Here is a 23,965-nt window from a genome sequence, read left to right as displayed (position 1 = left end):
CGGTTCATATTAGAATGAATTTCCCCTTTAAATAATATGAATAAAAAAGAAACCTTTAATTTCGAGAGCTGATTATATAATTAGCAAAAATAATTAACCAAAAATACTCAAAATGATCAAAAAGCAGAATATGGACGGGTAAAAAAGAAATTTAATGAGAATTTATATTACCAAAAATGTCTAATAATTGCTTCAATATTAATAATTATATTGAATTGATTAACACATTAAATTTCCTTGCAGGATTAAGTTATAACAATTAATAAAGCAATTATTAGACAAAATGAAAAAAGTTAGAAAAACAAATACCGTAAAAAATACCATTGATTGATGCAAAAAGCGATAATAAATCAAGAATCTATTTATAATTATATTATGTTTCTGTATGTGAAATATAATTACAAATAGATAGTAAATTACAGCTTCTGATATTGTGCTGATAAATTAAAAAACCTATTATAGCTATTATCATTAATAACACCAATTACTCCTCCATTTATAGGATATTTTTTTATTACTGTTTCATTTCCAGAATTAATGACTATTTGAGTTTCTGATCCGGATTGATAAGAATAAATGTTAAACGTTTCAGCGCCCTTAAGTTGAGTATTTTCAAGTGTTAAAGATTCATTAATCATTGTACCAACTTTCAATATGTCCCCATCGCGATAAATACAAATCGCATCATTAAATACAGAATCGTAATTTAATAAAATACCTGTTTTATCACTTAACGGTTCGTTAACAGAAATATACCCTGCATACAATCTACTATCTGCAAACCAATTAGGTAATTTAGAAAAAGGAAAACCATCAAAAACGTTACTACCTATCGTATTGATATTTTCATTATCAACAAACGGAGCATGACTGGATGTTTTTTTTGCTAAACGAATATTATCAAATTTAATTCCATGGGTTGAATAATCGCCAAAAATCAAAATTGGGCATGTTATTTCTGATGGTGAACCGTCGTAAATAATTTCAATCCGGTTTAACCCATATTCAAGTTTACACACATATGTGGTAAGTGGCTTGCTTACGTTTAATACACCAGAGGCAAGCCTTTTTCTTTTACACAAATATCTTAAATTGTCACGTGTTGAATCACCAAAACTCTTTCCTGTATTTGAAAACACTGAAATATTGTGATATCTATTTTTGTTTGTAAATTTAAAAGTACCACTTTCCAACACTGTAAGTGTAGTATTAGCTTTTTCACAAAAAACTAATACGTTGAGGGTTACATTAGAGCCGGCGCCAATCGATGCAACAGCATCATAACCAAATTGATTTAATCCAATACTTCCTGAGGATTTTACAAAGTTAAATTGAATATGTTTATTTGATAACGTTACGCAATCCCAAAATTTTGGAGCAGTGCTTGATAACAATTTTTCTCCTGGGCAAAATGAAGGTATATATGAATTTTTAAATATTTCATAAGAGAACGCATCACCCATTACGGCTTGCCCAAATTCTTGAGGATGTGTCGTATCAAAAGAACCATCCGATTTTATATAAAACAAGCTATTATCTGTAATGCTTTTTGATGCTTTTTTAAATAAATATTCAGATAAATCGTAATATTCAACTTTAGGATAGTTTTCAAAAATCGTAGATTTAAGGGATTGTTCGAAAGCGCTTCTTAGCTCATTATTTTGATTTACTGTCACACAACCTACCGCGCAACCATACCCCCATGCTTTCCTTATAAGCGCATCGAATGAATCTAAATATTGATTAAAATCCTTAGGTACATCATTCCATCCCATTGCGATAAGCAAGCAGTCAGGCGCTGTATTTCCGTATGCTGAATTTTGAAAAAAACCATAATCAAAATTTCTATAAGCCCAACCATCGATTAGTTTCATACTATTTAACGAAATATTGAATAGATTTAAAAATGCATAAGGTGACCATCTGGAGGCAATATATTTAGCCGATTGTTCAAAATGAGCAGCCCAGCTATGACTACCACCGGCATACGAATGATTGTAGTTAGTTGAAGATAAATTGTAATCTGGAGCCCCAGAATTCGGATTTTCTCTCCACGATTGTTTACCCCAAGCGCCGTCAGATATTGAATCCCCAACCACGCCTACCGAACATGGTGATACGCCTTTTCTACTAGCCGCTTGATGAATAATATTTTTAACACCAAAATTTGAGCCATTTATTGCTTTATCAATATTAAAAACGTGTTCATAACCCCAAGGATCTTTAGTTAATAAATTTCCTTGCCCTACAAATTTCCTTACATCATCCGTTGGTAATAAATTGCATCTTACTGAAATACCTTTAGGCACAAAGATTTTTTTACTTTGTGAATAGCAAACATTTCTAGAATCTAAACTTAGATCAGAAACAATGTCATTAATTAAAACATAATCTTTATTAGTAGCATCCTTTGGACTTATCGGATACCCAACATTTCTAATGCTTTGATTTTCTTCGCCATAATGCTTCACGCTTTGAGGGTTATTCGATACGTTATTACCAGTAATAGTTGACGTCCACTTTTTTGTATTGTCAGCGCTTACTTTCGTTGTATCAGTAGGTGATTTCGCATTAGTTTCAGAACTGGCCGTACTCTGATGATTAGTTAAATTTTCACTCATATACTCATCCTTAAAATAAAATTTCAAATCACCAATAAGGTAATTGAAAAGGTTAATTGTTGTAATGCTTAGTTTGTGCGAATTTTATTCAGTGCAGTGCACTGAATTTGCCTTTCATAGAATGGCTCGCGAAAGATAATGACACAAAATAAAAAAGTGAGTTAATGAATAGATATGTAATAAAAAAGATTACAAATGGCGCAGTTAATGTTATTTCAATAATATAAAATATTAATAAAAACCTTGACGATGAAGTGACCCCCAATAGTTGGACAACCAATTACTGGGGGTCTTTTTATGTCAAAATATAATCGAGATTTAAAAATTATCATAGCTAATGAATTCTTATCAGGAGAATCATCGGAAATTCTATCTAAAAAATAGGCGATATCTGCTCGTCAGATTCGATATTGGTCCCAAGTGGTTGCGATTCATGGTGGTAACGCCTTTCAACCCATTTACGTGATGCCGAAGCAAGATTACAAGCACTAAAATTAATGTGGACAAATAATTGGTCTCTCGGGCACACTAGTGCTATGCTTAATTTAAGTTCCCCCGGGCTTCTATTTGTTTGGCTTGATAGATATCATAAAAAAGGCTTCCGAGGGCTTGAATATCGTTCCAGAGGAAGACCCTGTATGAAGCAAACCCGTATTGAACCAGTGATGATGAAAAAACAATTGAAGCATTAAAAGAAGAAATTGCTTATTTACGAGCAGAAAATGCTGTTCTAAAAAAGTTAGAAGAGCTGAAGCAAGCAAAACGACAACAAACATTAACCAATTAAATTAATACAGAATTTTAATAAATACCTATTTAAATAAAAAAGTACTACTCAAAATTTTAAGAGATTTTTTAGTGTTTTGATTTTTAATGGTTTTATTTGTTGTTCAAAAAGGGGGGAAATAAGTGAAATTTATGTTCCAAAAATCCGGTTTCTTAATTTTTTTGGCGAAATTTCTAAAATTAAAAAAAGGGATTATATTTAATCCCTTTTAAACTTCTATTTATTAACCTGCTCGATAGTTAGGTGGCTCTTTGGTGATAAGAACATCATGAACATGACTCTCTTTCATACCCGCACCAGTTATACGATAAAACTTCGATTTAGTGCGAAGTTCATCGATAGTTCCACAGCCGGTTAATCCCATACATGAACGTAAGCCACCCATTTGTTGATGGATAATTTCTTTTAATAAGCCTTTATATGCAATTCGACCTTCAATCCCTTCTGGTACCAGTTTATCAGCAGCATTATCAGTTTGAAAGTAGCGATCAGATGATCCTTTTGCCATTGCCCCTAACGATCCCATACCACGATAAGATTTATAGGCACGACCTTGGAATAATTCGATTTCGCCCGGTGCTTCTTCTGTTCCTGCGAACATTGAGCCAACCATGACGCAAGATGCTCCCGCCGCGATAGCTTTAGCAATATCGCCAGAGAAACGAATCCCACCATCAGCAATAACAGGAATATTGTGTTGTTCAGCCACTTCAACAGCATCCATAATTGCACTAATTTGTGGTACCCCTACTCCTGTTACAATGCGAGTAGTACAAATAGAGCCCGGTCCTATACCTACTTTTACCGCATTTACACCTGCATCGATTAGTGCTTTAGCACCTTCGCCGGTGGCAACATTACCACCAATAATTTGTAGGTTCGGGTAAGCTTGTCTTGCTTGACGAATACGTTCAAGTACGCCTTCGGAATGGCCGTGTGATGAATCGATAAGTAAAACATCTACCCCTGCTTCAACCAAGGCTGCAATACGCTCTTCGTTACCAGCACCTGCACCCACTGCTGCACCAACACGTAAACGGCCTTTTTCATCTTTACATGCATTCGGTTTTTGTTCCGCTTTATTATAATCTTTAACGGTTATCATGCCTTTGAGGTGGAATCTATCATCAACCACTAAAACCTTTTCAACACGATGTTCATGCATTTTTTTAAGCACACTTTCTCGTGATTCACCTTCTTTAACGGTGACTAAACGTTCTTTCGGTGTCATTACCGCTGTCACTGAAAGCGATAAATCAGTTGCAAATCGGACATCACGAGCGGTGATAATTCCGACTAATTCTTGTGATTGCGTCACAACTGGGAATCCTGCAAAGCCATATTCTTTAGCAAGTTCAATTACTTGCTTTATAGTCGCTGTTGGTAAAACTGATACTGGATCTTGCACAATACCACTTTCGTGTTTTTTAACGCGTTTTACATGCTCAGCTTGAACTTCAATTGGCATATTTTTGTGGATAAAACCAATCCCACCTTCTTGAGCTAAAGCAATAGCAAGCTCGGCTTCAGTAACGGTATCCATTGCAGCAGATAGCATTGGAATGTTTAATTTGATGGTCTGTGTAAGTTGAGTTGTAATATCAGCAGTATTTGGTAAAACAGTTGAATGGGCTGGAACTAATAAAACATCATCAAACGTGAGGGCTTCTTTAACTATACGAGACATGACAATATTCACCATTGAGTTGGATTGTTGATAAAATATTGCCGATGTATTCTACTCACATTCGATATAAAAGACCAGTAGAATTTTATATTTATATTTCAGCAGATAAACATAGCGCAAACTAATCTCTGTTACTCGCCATCGCTTTTTTGTGCCATTAAGATGTAATTGACATCAACGTTTTTACCTAAGCGAAATTGATTACCGAGCAAATGATACTCCATACCAATTATCCCTTTGACATCCAAATTAGCCTGTTCAACCCAAGTCATTAATTCAGAAGGACGAATAAAACGATTAAAATCATGCGTACCTTTCGGCACTAAGCGTGCAATATATTCCGCACCATAAATCAACATTAATTTTGCTTTATGATTGCGGTTAATGGTCGATAAATAGAGTTGTCCATTAGGCTTAAGTAATTTTGCACAAGCATGAATAATTGAAAACGGATCGGGAACATGTTCTAACATTTCCATACAGGTAATAACATCATAGTGCGCTGGGAATTGATCAGCATGCTGCTCTACGGTTTGATTCTGGTAGTTTATTTTTAAACCATTTTGCTCGGCATGTAATTTTGCCACTGCTAATGATTCTTCAGCAAGATCAATTGCAGTTACATTAGCCGCGAGTTTAGCAAGACTCTCTGCCAAAATCCCCCCGCCACAGCCAACATCTAATACATGTTTTCCATTTAGATCACCAGACTGTTGTTTTATATAATCCACGCGTAATGGATTAATAATATGCAATGGTTTGCATTGACCATTGGGATCCCACCATTGCGAAGCAAGTTTTGCAAACTTATCTATTTCGTTCAAATCGATATTTTGTGTCATGACTATTCTTTTTAGAGACGTAAATATTTTATGTAATATATGCGATGAGCTGATGATTAGCAATATTAAACGATTTTAACTCGCAATGCGGGCTTATAGTTTATCATTAGTAGCGACGTCATCAGCTAATTCGAAATTCATATCGACGATTGCGTCAAGATCTTCTGTGGCTATACCGATAACATAATGTCTACCTGCTATAGTTTCTAATTTAAGCGAATCGGTTTTTTGATTATATTTTTTTAGACTATTTGAGCAAATATCGGTTAAGGAATATAGTTAGTAGTATGAGAAATCTGTCAATGTTTTAATTTTTTGAATTAAATTTTTCAATGATGAATAACTGATCATAAATGAACTCCATCATACTCGCCATACAATAAAAAACCTCATTAGAGGTTTTGATTTAGAAATTAAATTGTTGAATACCGAATTAGTCTAGTTTTGTACAGTGCGTTAACATTTTTTCCTTTACATTATTTTTCGGGTCAGCAAACGTCTTTGATGTCTCCGTAGTAAATTTAAACTCATCGTCTTATATATTCGAGTTTGTTATAACCAGTTATTTTCATGACATTTAATATACTACTAAAATTTCCATTTAATTTTTTGAAATTCAATTTCATTTTTGTTTCACCATCTGGCATCTCTACAAATAGAGTATCGTTTTCCTTTATATATACAACTAACGATTTTCCTCTATTAACTGGTGTCGAATAATCCTGAAATAAACCATTTTTCCAATCTGCTTCTTGTTGGATTAACGTACATTCCCAAGACCCTACAAGCATATCTTCTGTGACTTTCTTCTCGCTACAGCCAAATAAAGCTACTCCGACTAAAAAAATTGAAATTATCCTTTTCATACTATCTCTTTTAATTTTTTTATAATGGTATGTTATTAAAGAAATTTGAGCAATAAAAAAACCATTACGCGGTTTGTGTGAATTTTTATTTAGCTACCTATACGGCAGTGAACTGTGTTAAGCACGGGCGCGACGAGCTTGGATGTTTCTAAACTACCTACACGGCAGTGAATTCACTGGTTTAGATGATTTTTTCCTCAGTCTATTTCTAAACTACCTACACGGCAGTGAACTTCATATTGTACCAAAAACAGAGGGCGCAAAATTTCTAAACTACCTACACGGCAGTGAACCTAGAATCCAATATACTATAAATGCAGTTGGCAAAAAGACAAAGCGCAATTTTACTATTAAAAACCCTTTTTTTAAGTGATTTTTTAATATATTGATTTTCAATCATTTTATTTTAAGTTAAAAAAAGGGTTAGCAATAAGTAGAAATTTAAGTTTCAAAAACCCCGTTCCTCAAATTTTTGGTTGTTTTAGTTTCGGACGTTTTGTTGTTTGGTGGCTAATTCTATACGGCGATAACGTCCAAGTTAAGAGGGTTGGCACGAACCCTCTTTACAATCTCCCGCGGCGACCACGCAAGTGGTCACTGCGTGACTGCCTTCCGCCTTCGTTCGCTTTTAACGCACCGGTTGTGATTTGTTCCTGACAAAGCACAACCTTGGCAAACATCCCTGTTTGCCATGCTAACCTCTCTCAGTTGTCAGCACGTTGCTAATGTCGCTAAATTAAATACACCAAACTTATTTGCCAAAATAAACTTTTATTATTGGAACTAGCTGATGTTATAACTAACGTTAGCGATTTATTGGAGCGATTTTTAGGTTTCAAAAACCCCGTTCCGCAAATTTTTTTAGTTCTTTGAGTTTCGGACGTTTGCTGTTTTGTGGTTATTTCTATACGGTGAATACGTCCAAGTTAAGAGGGTTGGCGCGAACCCTCTTTACAATCTCCCGCGGCGACCACGCAACTGGTCACTACGTGACTGCCTTCCGCCTGCGTTCGGTCTTAACGCACCGGCTGTGATTTATTCCTGACAAAACACAGCCTTGCCAAACATCCCTGTTTGTCATGCTAACCTCACTCTGTTGTCAGCACGTTGCGAATGTCGCTAAATTAAATACACCAAACTTATTTGCCAAAATAAACTTTTATTATTGGAACTAGCTGATGTTATAACTAACGTTAGCGATTTATTGGCAGGATTTTGGCTTTAAAAACCCCGTTCCTCAATTTTTTTATAGCTCTTTTTTTACAGTAAATCACTTCAAAACACGATTAAACCTAACTTTAACGATTTAATTTTTTTATTGGCTATCGTTATTAATGATAATGTCTTCTTGTTTATAGACTTATTTCATGGCATGATTTAGCGCTTTATTTATCTAATAAAAAATAGTTCAGCTCCGGCTGATGCTAAAAATTAAATATTTAATCAAAAAACTCTAGGGAAAATATATTCATGAGTACAGGTACTATGAAGAAAAGTCACTCACAGTGGAGCTCACGCATGGGATTTATGCTTGCAGCTGCTGGTTCTGCTGTGGGTTTAGGTAATATATGGAAATTTCCATATATGGCTGGTGAAATGGGTGGTTCAGCATTTGTTCTGACCTATTTACTATTTATGTTTGTCATTGGCTTGCCAATTTTAGTTTTAGAATGGTTAATCGGCCGTCGCGGACAAAAAAACCCAATACATACCATGGAAGATGTTGCGGCATCAGAAGGTCGTTCAAAATCATGGCGCTGGGTTGGTATCATCGGCGTACTTGGCTCGTTTTTAATTCTCTCATTTTATAGTGTAATTGGTGGCTGGGCGACAGATTATATCTTTTTAGCTATCAATGGTACATTTAATGGTGTTGATGGCGAAGCCACTGGGCAAATCTTCAGTAGCTTCCTTGGCAATACAACCAGCTTATTGATTTGGCATACCGTATTTATGGCAGCAAATACCATCATCGTTGCAATGGGCGTAGGTGCTGGTTTAGAGCGTGCTTGTAAAGTAATGATGCCTGGTTTAGGTGTTTTATTATTAGTCTTAGTCGCTTATGCGGCGATCGTAAGTGGTTCATCATTTGGCAAAGCGTTTGATTTCTTATTTACACCAAACTGGTCTGCATTAAATGGTACGGCAATTTTAGCAGCTTTAGGCCATGCGTTCTTTAGCTTGTCATTAGGTATGGGAATTATGATGGCTTATGGTTCTTACCTTGGTAAAGATGTGAACTTACTGTCTACTGCTCGTACGGTGGTTATTTTAGACGTAATCGTTGCGATGTTATCAGGTATGGCGATCTTCCCATTAGTATTTGCTAATGGATTAGAAGCAGGGTCAGGACCTGGTCTTATCTTTGTTACGTTACCGATCGCCTTTGGTAATATGGCTGCTGGCTCAATTTTAGGTTGTTTATTCTTTATCTTCCTAACTTTTGCAGCGTTAACCTCGTCAATTTCGCTACTTGAGCCAACTGTAGAGCTTTTAGAAGAAAAAACTCCCATGGGTCGTAAAACCGCAACTGTTGTCAGTAGTGTATTAATTTGGGCTTTAGGTATCGCTTGTATTTTATCATTCAATGAATGGGCTGATGTTAAACTATTCGATAAAGGTATTTTTGATCTACTTGATTATCTAACCAGTAAGATAATGTTACCTGTGACAGGATTAGGTACAGTTATCTTTGGTGCTTGGATGATGAATCAAAAAGTTATTCGTAAAGAGCTTAACTTAAGCAAATTCTGGTTTGGCGTGTGGACGGTGTTAACTCGCGTTGTTATTCCAGTTGCTGTTATTCTAATTTTAGTTTGTGGATTCTTACCAGAAACTCGATAATTTAATAACCATCGATAGCCCTGATAACTTTCAGGGCTTTTTTACATGATGAACTAAAAAATCAACAATCAATTGTTTATCATCATCTCCTCTCTTGAAATTCTTTTTTTTATTCCCATATACAATCAAAACATTATGTAATCAATTAAAACGTACAGCACTTGATCATGGTTTTATTTTCAATTGCTAAATATAGTAGAGGAACTAGTAAATGAGTAAGCAAGGTACTGAAACTCGTGGATTTCAATCCGAAGTTAAACAAATTCTACATTTAATGATTCACTCTTTATATTCTAATAAAGAGATCTTTCTAAGAGAGCTGATTTCAAATGCTTCTGATGCGGCCGACAAACTTCGTTTCAAAGCACTTGAAAACGCAAATTTATATGCGGGTGACGCTGAACTTGGTGTTCGTATTTCAACCAACAAAGAAGCTGGCACATTAACCATCGCTGATAATGGCATTGGAATGACGCGTGACGAAGTCATTGAAAATCTAGGTACGATTGCCAAATCAGGTACTAAAGCCTTTTTAGAATCAATTGGTAGTGATCAGGCTAAAGATAGTCAGCTAATTGGTCAATTTGGGGTTGGATTCTATTCTGCTTTTATCGTTGCCGATAAAGTAACAGTCAAAACTCGTGCTGCGACAGCTAATGCCGATGAAGCCGTGATGTGGGAATCAGCTGGTGAAGGTGAATACACTATTTCGGATGCGGAAAAAGAAACGCGCGGTACTGAAATCACCTTGCATTTAAAAGAAGATGAAAAAGAGTTTTTAGATGATTGGCGTTTACGTTCAATTATTAGCAAATATTCAGATCACATCTCATTACCAGTTGAAGTTCAAACTACTGACGAAGAAAGCAAAGAAGTTAAGTGGGAAAAAGTCAACAAAGCACAAGCACTTTGGACACGTAGCAAGTCGGAGGTAAGTGACGATGAATATAAAGAGTTCTATAAACATATTTCACACGATTTTGCCGATCCACTAAGCTGGAGTCACAACCGTGTAGAAGGCAAACAAGAGTACACCAGCTTGCTATATATCCCATCTAAAGCACCATGGGATATGTGGAATCGTGACAATAAACACGGTTTAAAACTCTATGTACAACGTGTGTTTATTATGGACGATGCTGAACAATTTATGCCTAATTATTTACGTTTTGTCAAAGGTTTAATTGATTCAAATGATTTACCATTAAATGTATCGCGCGAAATTTTACAAGATAACAAAGTCACGCAAAACCTTCGTAACGCATGTACCAAACGTGTTTTACAAATGCTAGATAAACTTGCTAAAGATGATAAAGAACAATATCAACAATTTTGGAGTGAATTTGGTTTAGTTTTAAAAGAAGGTACTGGCGAAGACTATGCTAATCGCGAAGCGATTATGAAATTATTACGCTTTACAACCACACAAGGCGATAGTGATGCACAAACGGTATCGTTAGACGATTACATAAGCCGAATGCAAGAAGGTCAGGAGAAGATCTACTACATCACAGCTGATAGCTACGGCGCCGCGAAAAATAGCCCTCACCTTGAGTTATTCCGCAAAAAAGGTATTGAGGTATTATTGCTTTCTGATCGTATTGACGAGTGGATGATGAGCAATCTAACTGAATTTGAAGGTAAACAGTTCCAATCTATCAGCAAATCTGATGAATCAATCGAGAAGTTAGCTGATCAAAATAGTGATGAGCAAAAACAAGTTGAAAAAGAACTTGAACCATTTATCGAACGTGTTAAAAAAGTACTAGGTGATAAAGTTAAAGAAGTTAAGTTAACCCATCGCTTAACTGATACGCCGGCGATAGTAACCACTGCTGCTGATGAAATGTCGACTCAAATGGCAAAATTATTTGCCGCAGCGGGACAAAAAGCGCCAGAAATCAAATATACGTTTGAAATTAATCCTGATCATCAACTGGTAAAACGTGTAGCTGACACTCAAGACGAAGCCGCATTTGGTGATTGGGTTGAGTTACTATTAGATCAAGCATTATTGGCTGAAAAAGGTTCATTAACTGATCCAAGCAAATTTATTCAAACTATGAATAAACTGCTTGCGCAATAATAAATTAAGTTATTCAATCAAACCCGATATGGCTTGCCTATCGGGTTTTTGTTTGTTTTTTGACAGGTGTTTTTGAAAATGATCAGTTTATTTTTTTCAAAATTATGAAGTTAGTCACACTTCTTTATATTGCTGCTTTCCATTTTCATTTGGCGATAGATAATAACTTAATCTTAAAATCTAGACAGAATCTAATGAAAGTTCATAAAATATTAAATAATAATGTTGTAGTGACTTTAGATGCCAAAGGGAAGGAATTGATTGTTACCGGCCGTGGAATAGGCTTTAAAAAACGGGAAGGTGACAAAGTCGATCCTAAACTTATCGAAAAACAGTTTTCTTTGCATAATCAAGAAATACTACCAAAATTTGCTGAACTACTTTCTGAGATCCCGATTGAAGTTCATACCACATCCGATATTATTATCAATCATGCCAAACAATATTTAGGCAGTAAATTGCAAGATAGTATCTATATTTCATTGACTGATCATATCTATTTTGCCATTGAAAGGCATAAGCAAGGATTTGATATTCCCAATAACTTCATTTGGGAGATAAAAAAATTCTATCCTAAAGAGTACGAAATCGGTCTATATGCCTTAGAAGTGATAAAAAAACGCCTAGGTGTCCAGCTTCATGAAGATGAAGCTGGCTTTATTACATTTCATATTGTAAATGCTGAACTTAACGACACCATGCCCAATATCGTCAATATGACCAAAATCATGCGCGAAATTTTAAATATCGTAAAATATCATTTTCGATTTGAATATGACGAAAACAGCCTTTCTTATCAAAGATTTGTTACACATTTGAAGTTTTTTGCTCATCGCATTTTAAGTCAAGGTAAACCCGTGCAACAAGATACCACCTTGTACGAAATCATCCGTGAAAAGTATCAACAAGCCTATCTTTGCACTAAACAGATAGATTTACATTTAATTCAGCAGTATCAACACCCATTATCTGACGATGAAAGTTTATATCTGACAATTCATATTGAAAGACTAAGAGCTGAATTAAAAAAATAATTATGTGATATATGTCACAAATTAACTAACAAATAGTCAACAAGTTAATTTATTTTATGTTAATTTAATACCGAATCTTTGGATTGTTATTGCATTTGTTAATTATAACGATGCAAGCAAAACCTAAATCCCGAATCTATTGGGATTTAGGTTTTTTTTTGCGCTTAAATAAGGATAAGCTATGAAAAATAAACAACTTGCCGAATCAATAATTGAGCACGTAGGTGGTAAAAATAACATCAATAGTCTAGTGCACTGCGCTACTAGACTACGATTTGTATTAAAAGATGAATCAAAAGCAGACGCAGAAACAATAAAAAAACAAACAGGTGTCATCACTGTTGTTCAAAGTGGTGGACAATTTCAAGTGGTGATAGGTAATAGCGTTGCTGACGTATTTAATGCGATTATGGATATTACTAATCTTAATGAAAAATCGACAAACGATGCTCCTCCTGCGACACCTAAAGGGATAGTTTCAAAACTGATTGATTTAGTTTCAAGTATCTTTATCCCTGCACTGGTGGTACTTGTTGCTGGCGGTATTTTTAAAGGAGTAGTGGCAATATTACAAGTCATGGAACTTGTTCAAGCCGGCTCACCAACATTTAATTTCTTAAATGCGATTGCTGACGCACCATTTTATTATTTACCTATTATTTTAGGCTTTTCAGCGGTTAAAAAATTCGGTGGTAACCCTTATGTAGGTATGGCATTAGGTGGCGCATTAGTTCATCCTAGTGTAGTTGGTATGCTAGGCAATGCTTTTGAATTACAGACGGAATTTTTCAGCATTCCAATTAAATTAATCCCTTACCCTTCTTCGGTTTTTCCGATAATTTTAGCTGCATGGTTTTATTCATTATTAGAACGCAACTTTAACAAGATTATGCATGACTCGTTCAAAAAGTTTATTGCACCTTTATTTGGTCTGATAATTACCGTTCCATTAACCTTTGCTGTCATTGGTCCTCTTGTATCATTCCTAAGTGATACTGTTGCTAGCGGTATCATCTATGTTTATCAACTTAATTCTGTCATTGCTTCTATGATTTTAGCTGCTCTTTGGCAAGTCATGGTGGTGTTTGGTATCCATTGGGGATTAGTACCATTTGCAATGAATAATATCTCAGTTTATCAAGAAGATTTTATGATACCAATTTTATTCCCAGCAGTATTTGCTCAAGTAGGCGCAGTATTGGCGGTTATGTTACGCAGTAAAGATGCGCAAGTTAAAACATTAGCAAGTTCATCAGTATTATCAGGAATTTTTGGAGTAACTGAACCAGCTATTTATGGTATTAACTTACCATTGAAACGGCCATTTATTATCGGCTGTATTTCCGCAATGATTGGTGGCGGTATTGTTGGTTATTACCATTCGGTTATCTATTCATTCAGCTTTATTAGTATCTTCTCATTTTTACAACTAATCCCACCTACAGGCATTAATGAGAAATTTTATGCAGTAGTATTTGGTTCGCTTATTTCATTTATAGTAGCTACATTAGTGACTTATCTATTTGGTATTCCAAAAGACAAAAAACAAACTAATGAAAACAAAACTGAGAATTGTGACTCAAACAACAATCAAACAAATATTAGCGAACAACTAAAAACAATCACTATTTCAAGCCCAATGACCGGTAAACTCATTGATTTAAAAGAAGTGAATGACGCAACTTTTGCTAGCGGCTTAATGGGTAAAGGTGCGGCAATTATACCTACCATTGGCGAAGCCGTTGCACCAGAAGATGGTGAAGTTGTATCACTATTTAGAACCAAACATGCTATTGGATTCCAAACTGAGTCGGGCGCAGAAATCCTCATCCACATCGGTATCGACACTGTTAAATTAGATGGTCAACATTTTGAAGCCCATGTTGAAGCTGGTCAAAAAGTGAAAAAAGGCGATCGACTTGTTAGCTTTGATATTGAAGCCATTAAACAAGCAGGTTTTGAAGTCAGCACCCCAATTATTATTACTAACAGTGATGACTATCTTGATGTGGAGTGCATATTTAAACAAGATGATGTTCAACAAGGTGACGCACTATTATTAGCGTTAAATGCAAATAAGGAGTAAAACATGGCAAATACTTTTCCAACTGATTTTTTATGGGGTGGCGCTATTGCCGCCAACCAAGTTGAAGGTGCGTATCGTGAAGATGGCAAAGGCCTATCGACATCTGACTGCACGCCTAATGGTCTATTTGGTGACATCGTCGATCGTAATAAAGTCGACATTACTGGCATTAAAGATCGAGCTATCGACTTTTATCACCGCTACCCAGAAGATGTTGCCCTGTTTGCAGAAATGGGATTCACCTGTTTAAGAACATCTATTGCTTGGACTCGAATCTTCCCAAATGGAGATGAAGAACAACCAAATGAAAAAGGACTCGCTTTTTATGACAAACTATTCGACGAAATGTTAAAACACAACATTACGCCACTTGTCACCTTATCACATTACGAAATGCCCTACTACCTTGTCACCCAATACGGCGGCTGGGGAAATCGTAAAGTCATCGAATTTTTTACCCGTTATGCTAAAACCGTATTTGAACGCTACAAAAACAAAGTGAAATATTGGTTAACCTTTAATGAAATTAATATGTCACTGCACGAACCTTTCACCGGTGTTGGTTTAGATCGTAACAGCAATAAAGCGGATATTTACCAAGCGATTCACCATCAATTAGTCGCAAGTAGTCGCGCGGTAAAATTGTGTCATCAAATTATTCCTAATGCCAAAATTGGTAACATGTTACTCGGTGCTATCGCCTACCCGCTTACCCCTAAACCAGAAGATGTTTGGGCAACACATTGCGAAAATCATGGTTGGTTATTCTTTGGTGATGTACAAGCTCGAGGTTACTATCCAACCTACATGAATCGTTATTTTAAAGAGAACAACATCGAGTTAACGATAACCGATCAAGACCGTGAAGATCTAAAAGAAACCATCGACTTTATCTCGTTTAGTTACTATATGAGTTGTTGTGGAACGGCTGATGATTCACTTCGTCAAAAAGGGAATATTCTTGATATGGTACCAAATCCTCATCTAAAAGCGTCTGAATGGGGCTGGCAGATCGATCCAATTGGCATTCGTTACCTATTAAATCTACTTTATGAACGTTTTCAAAAACCACTGTTTATTGTTGAAAACGGCTTAGGTGCCAAAGATAAACTCGAAGCTGATGGCACCATTAATGATGATTATCGTATTAATTATATGAACGATCATCTAGTACAAATTCGTGAAGCGATTAATGATGGTGTTGAAGTGATGGGATACACCAGCTGGGGACCAATTGACCTCATTAGTGCCTCAAAAGCGGAAGTTACTAAACGTTATGGTTTCATCTATGTGGATTTAAACCAAGACGGTTCAGGTACATTAAAACGTTATAAAAAGAAAAGCTACTATTGGTATCAGTCTGTTATTTCATCCAAAGGGGCAACATTAAAATAATCATGATGATGTAGGTAAGGTTTACCCTACCTTACCTGCGGCTGTATTTGTCATAACAATAACGCCATACGAGGCTAAAGATGAAAAATAAAACAATCAAAGCAGCACTAACCACCAGTCTACTGGTAATACTATCAACAGGATGTAGCAATCAGCCAAACAATACTTATGATAGTGATGATGCAATCACTATTTATTTTGCTAGACACGGTAAAACCTTATTTAATACCTATGATCTAGTACAAGGCTGGGCAGATTCCCCATTAACCGACAAAGGGATCGAAGTTGCGCGTTATTTAGGCGAAGGATTTAAAGATAAGCACATTCAATTTGATGCTTATTACACCAGTGATGCTGGTCGTCAACGCGAAACCATGCAAGTATTGTTAGAACAAAAAGGCGTTAAAGATTACAAAATCCAAGAGCTAAAAGGTTTACGTGAAGTCTTTTATGGCGGATTTGAAGGTGGAACCAATGCGAAAATGGTAACCGCTTCAATGAAGTTACTTGGCTACAAATCAGTTGATACCTTCTATAAAAGTTATGTACAAGGGCAAATCCCTGTGGCGAACCTAACTAATGCTATTGCGAAAAGTGACCTTAAACACGAAGCGGAGAATTTTACGCAAGTCAAAGAGCGCACTCAAAATGCACTAAACACCATAGTAAAAACTGCACAAGATAAGCACCAAAAAAATATATTGGCGATCTCATCGGGCATGTCAATGCAAGCGATGATTTCTGATTTAACTGATAATCCTAATAAAAATAAACCATTATCCAATGCCACTGTGGTCAAAATTGTTTACCAAAACGGTAAATATAGCGTGGTTGAAATTGGCAATATGGACTATGTAAATCAAGGAAAACTATCACTAAATAAATAATAAATATAAAACATTAATAAACATAATTGACAATAGAATTAGTCAAATAGGATTGTTACTGCTTTTGCAGGCAAAACCTAAATACTAGTTCAAGCGGATATGGCTTGAGTGGTATTTAGGTTTTTTTTGGAAGAAATTTTAAAAAGATAGGAAATAATAATGAAAACAAAGTACCTCTCGTTAGCACTACTCAATATCATGTGCTTTTCCGCTGTTGCGGCTGAATCAAATTCAGTGAATAATGAAAATGGCTTTTTTGATAATACCTTTTTCAAAAACACTAAATTTGAATTTTCAACACGAAATCATTGGAAGTATTTAAAAGAAAATGCATCTCAGCCTAAAGAGGTTCATAGTGCATGGGGTCAAGCATTTACGTTTAATTATAAATCTGGTTATTTGTTAGATACCCTCGGATTCGATTTCACTTACGACAACGTTATTAAACTTGGAGCCAGTGACTACTTTGCAACACGTAACTTACTTTATAACACAGGTAAAAAACCAAATAAACATAATGCCCATGGATTTAACAAATTTACCCAACGTTATGCTAAAGTCAAACTCGGCAATTCTAAAGACCTCAACTTTAATGGTAAAGTCGGTTGGCATAGTTTAAAAGATATGGGTGTCATGAGTTCGTCACAACATTTAACTCGCTATAGTTATTTAGGGTATAGTGGCGTATTAAAATACGCAAACTTTGCGTTATCATTAGCCTATATCGACAGCGCCTTACCACGAGAATCATCGCAAAAAGTACACTTTTACAGCATAGATAGAAAGCACGAAATCGATAATATCAAAACTGCAGGTATTGCTTATAACGATAAAGCACTAAAACTCGATTACTCTTACGGCGTGGCTAAGGACTACATCAAACGTCATGCTATCGAATTCGCTTATAAACCGATGGATAAACTCACCTTCGGCTCACAAATTTACGGTAGTACTGCCCTTAAAAATCATGACAAAATGAAAGCTAACGTGCGTGATTTTGATGATTCAGCATGGCATTACGCAACTGACGTCGAATGGAAAGAGACCAATTGGAGTGCCAAATTTGGTATCGCCTATACAGATGCTAATCGCAAAGACGCTATCGGTTTTTATGGTCGGCATTTAGGTAAAAATAACCGTGGCCGTTATAACGGTATGGCCGCAGCCGGTGCTGACTACATGCGTGATGGCGAAATCGTATTATCAAGCGTATTGAGTTATGATTTCTTTAAAGATAACACTTCTGGCTTATATCTAAACTACGGTGAATTTAACTATAAACATGAAACGTTAAAAAATGGTGAAATTAACGTATTTAACATTTTTAAACCAACTAGTGGCACATTTAAAAATCTTTCAATTTTGTCAAAATTTGGTTATGGTTGGTCTTATAAAACCATAAGCAGTAAAGACATTACCCCTAAATTAAGAGACGGTAAAGCTCAACGTTCACCAACATTATCAGCAGAAACCGTTATTGATTATCGATTCAACTTGTTATAAAAGGACGAAACTATGAAAAAACTCATTAAACTTATTGGCTTAACCGCTATTCTTGCTGCTTCAATTGCTCAATCATTTGCAGCCGATGTAAATATTTATTTTACTCGTCACGGTAAAACCATGTTCAATAACGTACATCGGGCTCAAGGATGGTCAGACACCCCGCTAACTAAACCTGGTATTGAAGTTGCTGAACAACTTGGTCGTGGCTTAAAAGGTATCGATTTTATTTCGGTATACTCAAGTGATTCAGGTCGTGCAAGACAAACTGCTCGAATCGTTCTTGAATCTAAAGGCGACACAAAATTAAACATCAACGAAATGGAAGGATTGCGTGAAACCTGTTTTGGTGATTTTGAAGGTGATCTAGATCCAAACATGTGGAACCCTGCAGCACAACACCTAGGTTATGAATCTGACAAAGCTCTAATGGCAGATTTAGCTAAAGGTAAAGTCACTCTTAAAAAAATGATGGATGCCATCAAAGCGGTAGAAAAATCAGGTGAGGCTGAAGACTATAACGCCGTTAAAACCCGTATGCAAGCATCATTAAAAGCAATTGCAAAATCAGCTCAAGAACAAGGTGGTGGTAATGTATTAGTTGTTTCTCACGGTATGGCAATTATGGCAATGGTGGAAGAAATGATGGACAAACCAATCACCGGCGGGCTTGGTAACGCAAGCGTCACTAAAATTCGTTACACTGATGATGGTAAATTCATTGTTGAATCATTAGGTGACATGAGTTATGTTGAAAAAGGTAAGGCTGCCAAATAACACCAAAAAAGACTCACTTAGGTGAGTCTTTTTGTCTAAATATACCCATATTCACCGTATAAAAACCCATTATAATAAAGCTGTCGATAACCGCCGGAATAAGGATTTTTTCATGTTTTATATCAGCCACTATTCCTCACCAATGGGGCAAATCACGCTTGCAAGTGAGCATAATAAGTTAATTGGTGTCTGGATTGAAGGTCAAAAATATTTTGGCCAAATGCTAGGCGCCAACAAAAAAGAAATGGCCAATTTAGCGATTTTTAACCAAACTAAAAAATGGTTAGATGATTACTTTATTGGCAAGAAACCTACCATCACACAACTCGCATTAGCGCCACAAGGAAGCGAATTTAGGCTAATGGTTTGGGACATATTGGTAAAAATTCCTTATGGTAAAGTGATCACCTATGGTGATATAGCCAAACAAATCGGTACTAAAATAAATAAACCCCACATGTCCAGCCAAGCAGTGGGTGGAGCTGTAGGGCATAATCCACTATCTATCATTATTCCTTGTCATCGTGTAGTAGGCGCAAATGGTAACTTAACCGGTTATGCGGGAGGGATTGACAAAAAGATCTGGTTGCTAGAACATGAGCAAGTTGATATGCGAGATTTTTTTGTGCCCAAAAATAACAGTGCGATTTAAGAGTAATTGACATTTTGGAGAATTGTTTTTCAAAAACCACGCTCCTCAAAAAATAAATCTACCCTTAATTTGCGCGCCTAGTTCATATGTTACAAATACGCTTTTTAACGCCAACTTCATTAGTGCCATTGCTTTAGCAAAGCATTTATTCCTTAACATCGTAGCGTTATTTTTCATATGCCTATCTCTACAGCCCTAGGACTAAGAAATAAGTACTAAGGATAGACGCAAAGCCCGAGGTGGCTAGAACTAGTGCTGTAGGACGGATAACCAATAATCGAATCGACTATAAACTGATTACGATTAAATACATCACCCGTCCAATATTCAGGCCAACCAGTATGACCACTCCCCGGTCTGCGAAAGCCGGCCTCATTGTATTTGACCATATGTCCCCATTCCGTAAAGAACCCTGCCCCAATGTGACGCTGAAAATAATGATTAGATGACAGAGGTTTCGCACTGACAGCACCTCGACAGTTCGGACGATTAGCATGCTGACAATTCGCATTAGTTAAATCCATAACCGCAGGCATACGATATCCAATTTTTGTACACCATGATGATGTACTTGAATAAGAGTATTCACTAGTACCACGGTTGACAAACCATTGCTTTAACACAAAACCATATTTTAACTCGATATCATTATTGTCACTATCTTTACCTTTACCAACTAACTCAAATACCTGAGGCAAAGATAGCTTATCTAAACGAGTTGGATTATCAGAAATCTGTTGCGAAGGGTCTTCAACAGCAGGACCTGTTAGCGTGACATGAACACTTTTATTTGTTGAGTTGGTCATCGTCACCTTAATACCAGCATTAGGTGAAACTACCTCCCACTCTAAAGGCTCAGCAACACCGGCTATCTGTAAATCAAAATACATATTATTAGCACCAGTAGTTGGGAAATTTTTCTCATAATCTAATGGACTAAATGACTGCGGAAGAAACCCATCAAACATGTCCCACATTGAAGAAGGACCGGCAAAATCTTCATCACGTTCAGGGTGAACTTTAGCAAAACAAATCACTGGTGAGGATATCTTAGGACTAATATAATAAGTGACATGACCCGATCTAAAACGACTTATATTAGGCACACCATAAAATGTTGTTAAATAGCCTCCATGAACACTTGATAAGGTTAATTCATAAGGCGCTTTACAGATATTAAGTACTTCATTACGCCCAACAAATTGTTCATTTTTATCAATGATGGATAAGTGCAAATTGCCTGAAGATCTGATTCGATCAGGATCTTGACCATCACCATCACCATCATCATCATTCCAATAATGATAAGGTGCGCGAACAAGATGATTTAATATGATATCATCAGTATCAATTGGCATCAACATACCAATATCAGCAAAACTCTGACCCACATTTGGTAAAATGATCGGATTTGTCTCACTTGAAGTATTTGTTGCGGAAGTATATTTATCCCCATTAGATAAAGTTATCACGAGTAAATCGTCACCATCTGTTATACGGGTGCGACCTCCATCGAAGGTAAAATAGGGCGCATTACCATTGATAACATTCACCGTTTTTGATGTTAATGCATGGCTGGAAAAAGGAATTGTCAAAAAAGCCATTAACACTAAAACGATGATCTGTCGAGATAAAAAGGATCGATATAAGGATCGCGATAAGATTCTTGGGATTTCACGCAATCTCGATAAAAAACAAACGTTCGTGAAAAATGAACGGTAAGCACTTAATTTTGGCGAAGCTAAATTATAGGTTAGCCAAATTTCTTGTTTAAAATTACAATACATTTTGACTACCTTGTCAGTTAAATTTTTGATTTATTTGATTTTTATATTAACTGTTTAGCCGTTATTTATATACACTAAACAGCGCAAAAGTATAATGACTGAAAAAACACGATGCAACACTTTTTTCACGGTTAATTGTTAACTTTTGTTAAGGAATACTAGTTCTCGCCACAAATACGTTTTTTAACGCCAACTTCATTAGCGCCATTGTCTTAGCAAAGCATTTATTCCTTAACATCGTAACGTTATTTTTCATATGCCTATCTCTACAGCCCTAGGACTAAGAAATAAGTACTAAGGATAGACGCAAAGCCCGAGGTAGCTAGAACTAGTGCTGTAGGACGGATAACCAATAATCGAATCGACTATAAACTGATGATTACGATTAAATACATCACCCGTCCAATATTCATGCCAACCAGTAAGACCACTCCCCGGTCTGCGAAAGCCGGCCTCATTGTATTTGATCATTTCCCCCCATTCCGTAAAGAACCCTGCCCCAATGTGACGCTGAAAATAATGATTAGATGACAGAGGTTTCGCACTGACAGCACCTCGACAGTCCGGACGATTAGAATGCTGACAATTCGCATTAGTTAAATCCATAACCGCAGGCATACGATATCCAATTTTTGTACACCATGATGATGTACTTGAATAAGAGTATTCACTAGTACCACGGTTGACAAACCATTGCTTTAACACAAAACCATATTTTAACTCGATATCATTATTGTCACTATCTTTACCTTTACCAACTAACTCAAATACCTGAGGCAGAGATAGCTTATCTAAACGAGTTGGATTATCAGAAATCTGTTGCGAAGGGTCTTCAACAGCAGGACCTGTTAGCGTGACATGAACACTTTTATTTGTTGAGTTGGTCATCGTCACCTTAATACCAGCATTAGGTGAAACTACCTCCCACTCTAAAGGCTCAGCAACACCGGCTATCTGTAAATCAAAATACATATTATTAGCACCAGTAGTTGGGAAATTTTTCTCATAATCTGATGGACTAAATGACTGCGGAAGAAACCCATCAAACATGTCCCACATTGAAGAAGGACCGGCAAAATCTTCATCACGTTCAGGGTGAACTTTAGCAAAACAAATCACTGGTGAGGATATCTTAGGACTAATATAATAAGTGACATGACCCGGTCTAAAACGACTTAAATTAGGCACACCATAAAATGTTGTTAAATCGCCTCCAGTAGAAGCTGATAAGGTTAATTCATAAGGCGCTTTACAGATGTTAAGTACTTCATTACGCCCAACAAATTGTTCATTTTTATCAACGATGGATAAGTGCAAATTGCCTGAAGATCTGATTCGATCAGGATCTTGGCCATCACCATCACCATCATCATCATTCCAATAATGATAAGGTGCACGAACAAGATAATCTAATAAGATATCATCAGTATCAATTGGCATCAACATACCAATATCGGCAAAACTCTGACCCACATTTGGTAAAATGATCGGATTTGTCTCACTTGAAGTATTTGTTGCGGAAGTATATTTATCCCCATTAGATAAAGTTATCACGAGTAAATCGTCACCATCTGTTATACGGGTGCGACCTCCATCGAAGGTAAAATAGGGCGCATTACCATTGATAACATTCACCGTTTTTGATGTTAATGCATGGCTGGAAAAAGGAATTGTCAAAAAAGCCATTAACACTAAAACGATGATCTGTCGAGATAAAAAGGATCGATATAAGGATCGCGATAAGATTCTTGGGATTTCACGCAATCTCGATAAAAAACAAACGTTCGTGAAAAATGAACGGTAAGCACTTAATTTTGGCGAAGCTAAATTATAGGTTAGCCAAATTTCTTGTTTAAAATTACAATACATTTTGACTACCTTGTCGATTAAATTTTTGATTTATTTGATTTTTATATTAACTGTTTAGCCGTTATTTATATACACTAAACAGCGCAAAAGTATAATGACTGAAAAAACACGATGCAACACTTTTTTCACGGTTAATTGTTAACTTTTGTTAAGGAATACTGATAGATGGAAAACAGGATCGGTTATTTGTTGTTTATAAAAAAATGACACCTTTACCTTACCTATAAAAAATCACCATTTTC

15 protein-coding genes and 1 pseudogene are annotated in these 23,965 nt (G+C 36.1%); 10 read left to right on the top strand and 6 right to left on the bottom strand.

The features are described from left to right. Nucleotides 1-416: 416 nt before the first annotated feature. A complete protein-coding gene (locus AC5LXI_RS06725; protein ID WP_493444093.1) occupies nucleotides 417-2,621 on the bottom strand; it encodes a hypothetical protein in 2,205 nt (734 codons plus the stop codon). Nucleotides 2,622-2,918: 297 nt separating this feature from the next. Between AC5LXI_RS06725 and AC5LXI_RS06720 the strand changes: the two are divergent. Beyond that, nucleotides 2,919-3,408 (top strand): annotated as a pseudogene (locus AC5LXI_RS06720) (helix-turn-helix domain-containing protein). Nucleotides 3,409-3,631: 223 nt separating this feature from the next. On the opposite strand, the gene guaB reads toward AC5LXI_RS06720, so the two are convergent. The 3 genes from guaB to AC5LXI_RS06705 form a co-directional block, all read right to left on the bottom strand. Next, complete coding sequence (gene guaB, locus AC5LXI_RS06715; protein WP_493444092.1) at nucleotides 3,632-5,095, bottom strand: IMP dehydrogenase; 1,464 nt, start codon at nucleotides 5,093-5,095, stop codon at nucleotides 3,632-3,634. 131 nt (nucleotides 5,096-5,226) lie between these two features. Beyond that, nucleotides 5,227-5,976, bottom strand: coding sequence for a bifunctional 2-polyprenyl-6-hydroxyphenol methylase/3-demethylubiquinol 3-O-methyltransferase UbiG (ubiG, locus tag AC5LXI_RS06710; RefSeq protein ID WP_493444269.1), 750 nt, complete (start codon nucleotides 5,974-5,976; stop codon nucleotides 5,227-5,229). A gap of 488 nt (nucleotides 5,977-6,464) precedes the next feature. Beyond that, the gene (locus tag AC5LXI_RS06705) at nucleotides 6,465-6,803 is read right to left on the bottom strand and encodes a hypothetical protein (protein ID WP_493444091.1); all 339 of its coding nucleotides are present in this window, start codon (nucleotides 6,801-6,803) and stop codon (nucleotides 6,465-6,467) included. Nucleotides 6,804-8,273: 1,470 nt separating this feature from the next. Between AC5LXI_RS06705 and AC5LXI_RS06700 the strand changes: the two genes are divergently transcribed. The 9 genes from AC5LXI_RS06700 (at nucleotide 8,274) to AC5LXI_RS06660 (ending at nucleotide 20,067) form a co-directional block, all read left to right on the top strand. Further along, complete coding sequence (locus AC5LXI_RS06700) at nucleotides 8,274-9,647, top strand: sodium-dependent transporter (RefSeq protein WP_493444090.1); 1,374 nt, start codon at nucleotides 8,274-8,276, stop codon at nucleotides 9,645-9,647. Between the two features lie 211 nt (nucleotides 9,648-9,858). Next, a complete protein-coding gene (gene htpG, locus AC5LXI_RS06695; protein WP_493444089.1) occupies nucleotides 9,859-11,733 on the top strand; it encodes a molecular chaperone HtpG in 1,875 nt (624 codons plus the stop codon). Between the two features lie 194 nt (nucleotides 11,734-11,927). Then, on the top strand, nucleotides 11,928-12,767 hold the full coding sequence (licT, locus tag AC5LXI_RS06690) for a BglG family transcription antiterminator LicT (protein ID WP_493444088.1): 840 nt from the start codon (nucleotides 11,928-11,930) through the stop codon (nucleotides 12,765-12,767). A gap of 181 nt (nucleotides 12,768-12,948) precedes the next feature. After that, on the top strand, nucleotides 12,949-14,853 hold the full coding sequence (locus AC5LXI_RS06685; RefSeq protein WP_493444087.1) for a beta-glucoside-specific PTS transporter subunit IIABC: 1,905 nt from the start codon (nucleotides 12,949-12,951) through the stop codon (nucleotides 14,851-14,853). A 3-nt stretch (nucleotides 14,854-14,856) separates the two neighbouring features. Beyond that, nucleotides 14,857-16,248: a glycoside hydrolase family 1 protein gene (locus AC5LXI_RS06680; protein ID WP_493444086.1), complete on the top strand. Its 1,392-nt coding sequence runs from the start codon at nucleotides 14,857-14,859 to the stop codon at nucleotides 16,246-16,248. Between the two features lie 80 nt (nucleotides 16,249-16,328). Beyond that, nucleotides 16,329-17,135, top strand: a complete 807-nt coding sequence (locus AC5LXI_RS06675) for a histidine phosphatase family protein (RefSeq protein WP_493444085.1) — start codon at nucleotides 16,329-16,331, stop codon at nucleotides 17,133-17,135. Nucleotides 17,136-17,294: 159 nt separating this feature from the next. Next, entirely contained in the window at nucleotides 17,295-18,638 is a 1,344-nt protein-coding gene (locus AC5LXI_RS06670; RefSeq protein WP_493444084.1) for an OprD family outer membrane porin, read from the top strand. 12 nt (nucleotides 18,639-18,650) lie between these two features. Then, nucleotides 18,651-19,415, top strand: coding sequence for a histidine phosphatase family protein (locus AC5LXI_RS06665; protein ID WP_493444083.1), 765 nt, complete (start codon nucleotides 18,651-18,653; stop codon nucleotides 19,413-19,415). 112 nt (nucleotides 19,416-19,527) lie between these two features. Next, nucleotides 19,528-20,067 carry a methylated-DNA--[protein]-cysteine S-methyltransferase gene (locus AC5LXI_RS06660; RefSeq protein ID WP_493444082.1) on the top strand — a complete coding sequence of 180 codons (540 nt, stop codon included), beginning with the start codon at nucleotides 19,528-19,530 and terminating at the stop codon, nucleotides 20,065-20,067. 215 nt (nucleotides 20,068-20,282) lie between these two features. Here the strand turns inward: AC5LXI_RS06660 and AC5LXI_RS06655 are convergent, their stop codons facing one another. Both AC5LXI_RS06655 and AC5LXI_RS06650 read right to left on the bottom strand, forming a co-directional pair. Further along, on the bottom strand, nucleotides 20,283-21,854 hold the full coding sequence (locus tag AC5LXI_RS06655; protein WP_493444081.1) for a hypothetical protein: 1,572 nt from the start codon (nucleotides 21,852-21,854) through the stop codon (nucleotides 20,283-20,285). 294 nt (nucleotides 21,855-22,148) lie between these two features. Beyond that, nucleotides 22,149-23,723, bottom strand: coding sequence for a hypothetical protein (locus AC5LXI_RS06650; RefSeq protein ID WP_493444080.1), 1,575 nt, complete (start codon nucleotides 23,721-23,723; stop codon nucleotides 22,149-22,151). Nucleotides 23,724-23,965 lie beyond the last annotated feature (242 nt).

The organism is Gilliamella sp. LMG 34361 (genome assembly GCF_984569075.1).
The sequence above is the reverse complement of the archived record's forward strand: the minus strand, read 5'-3'. Positions and strand labels throughout refer to the sequence as shown.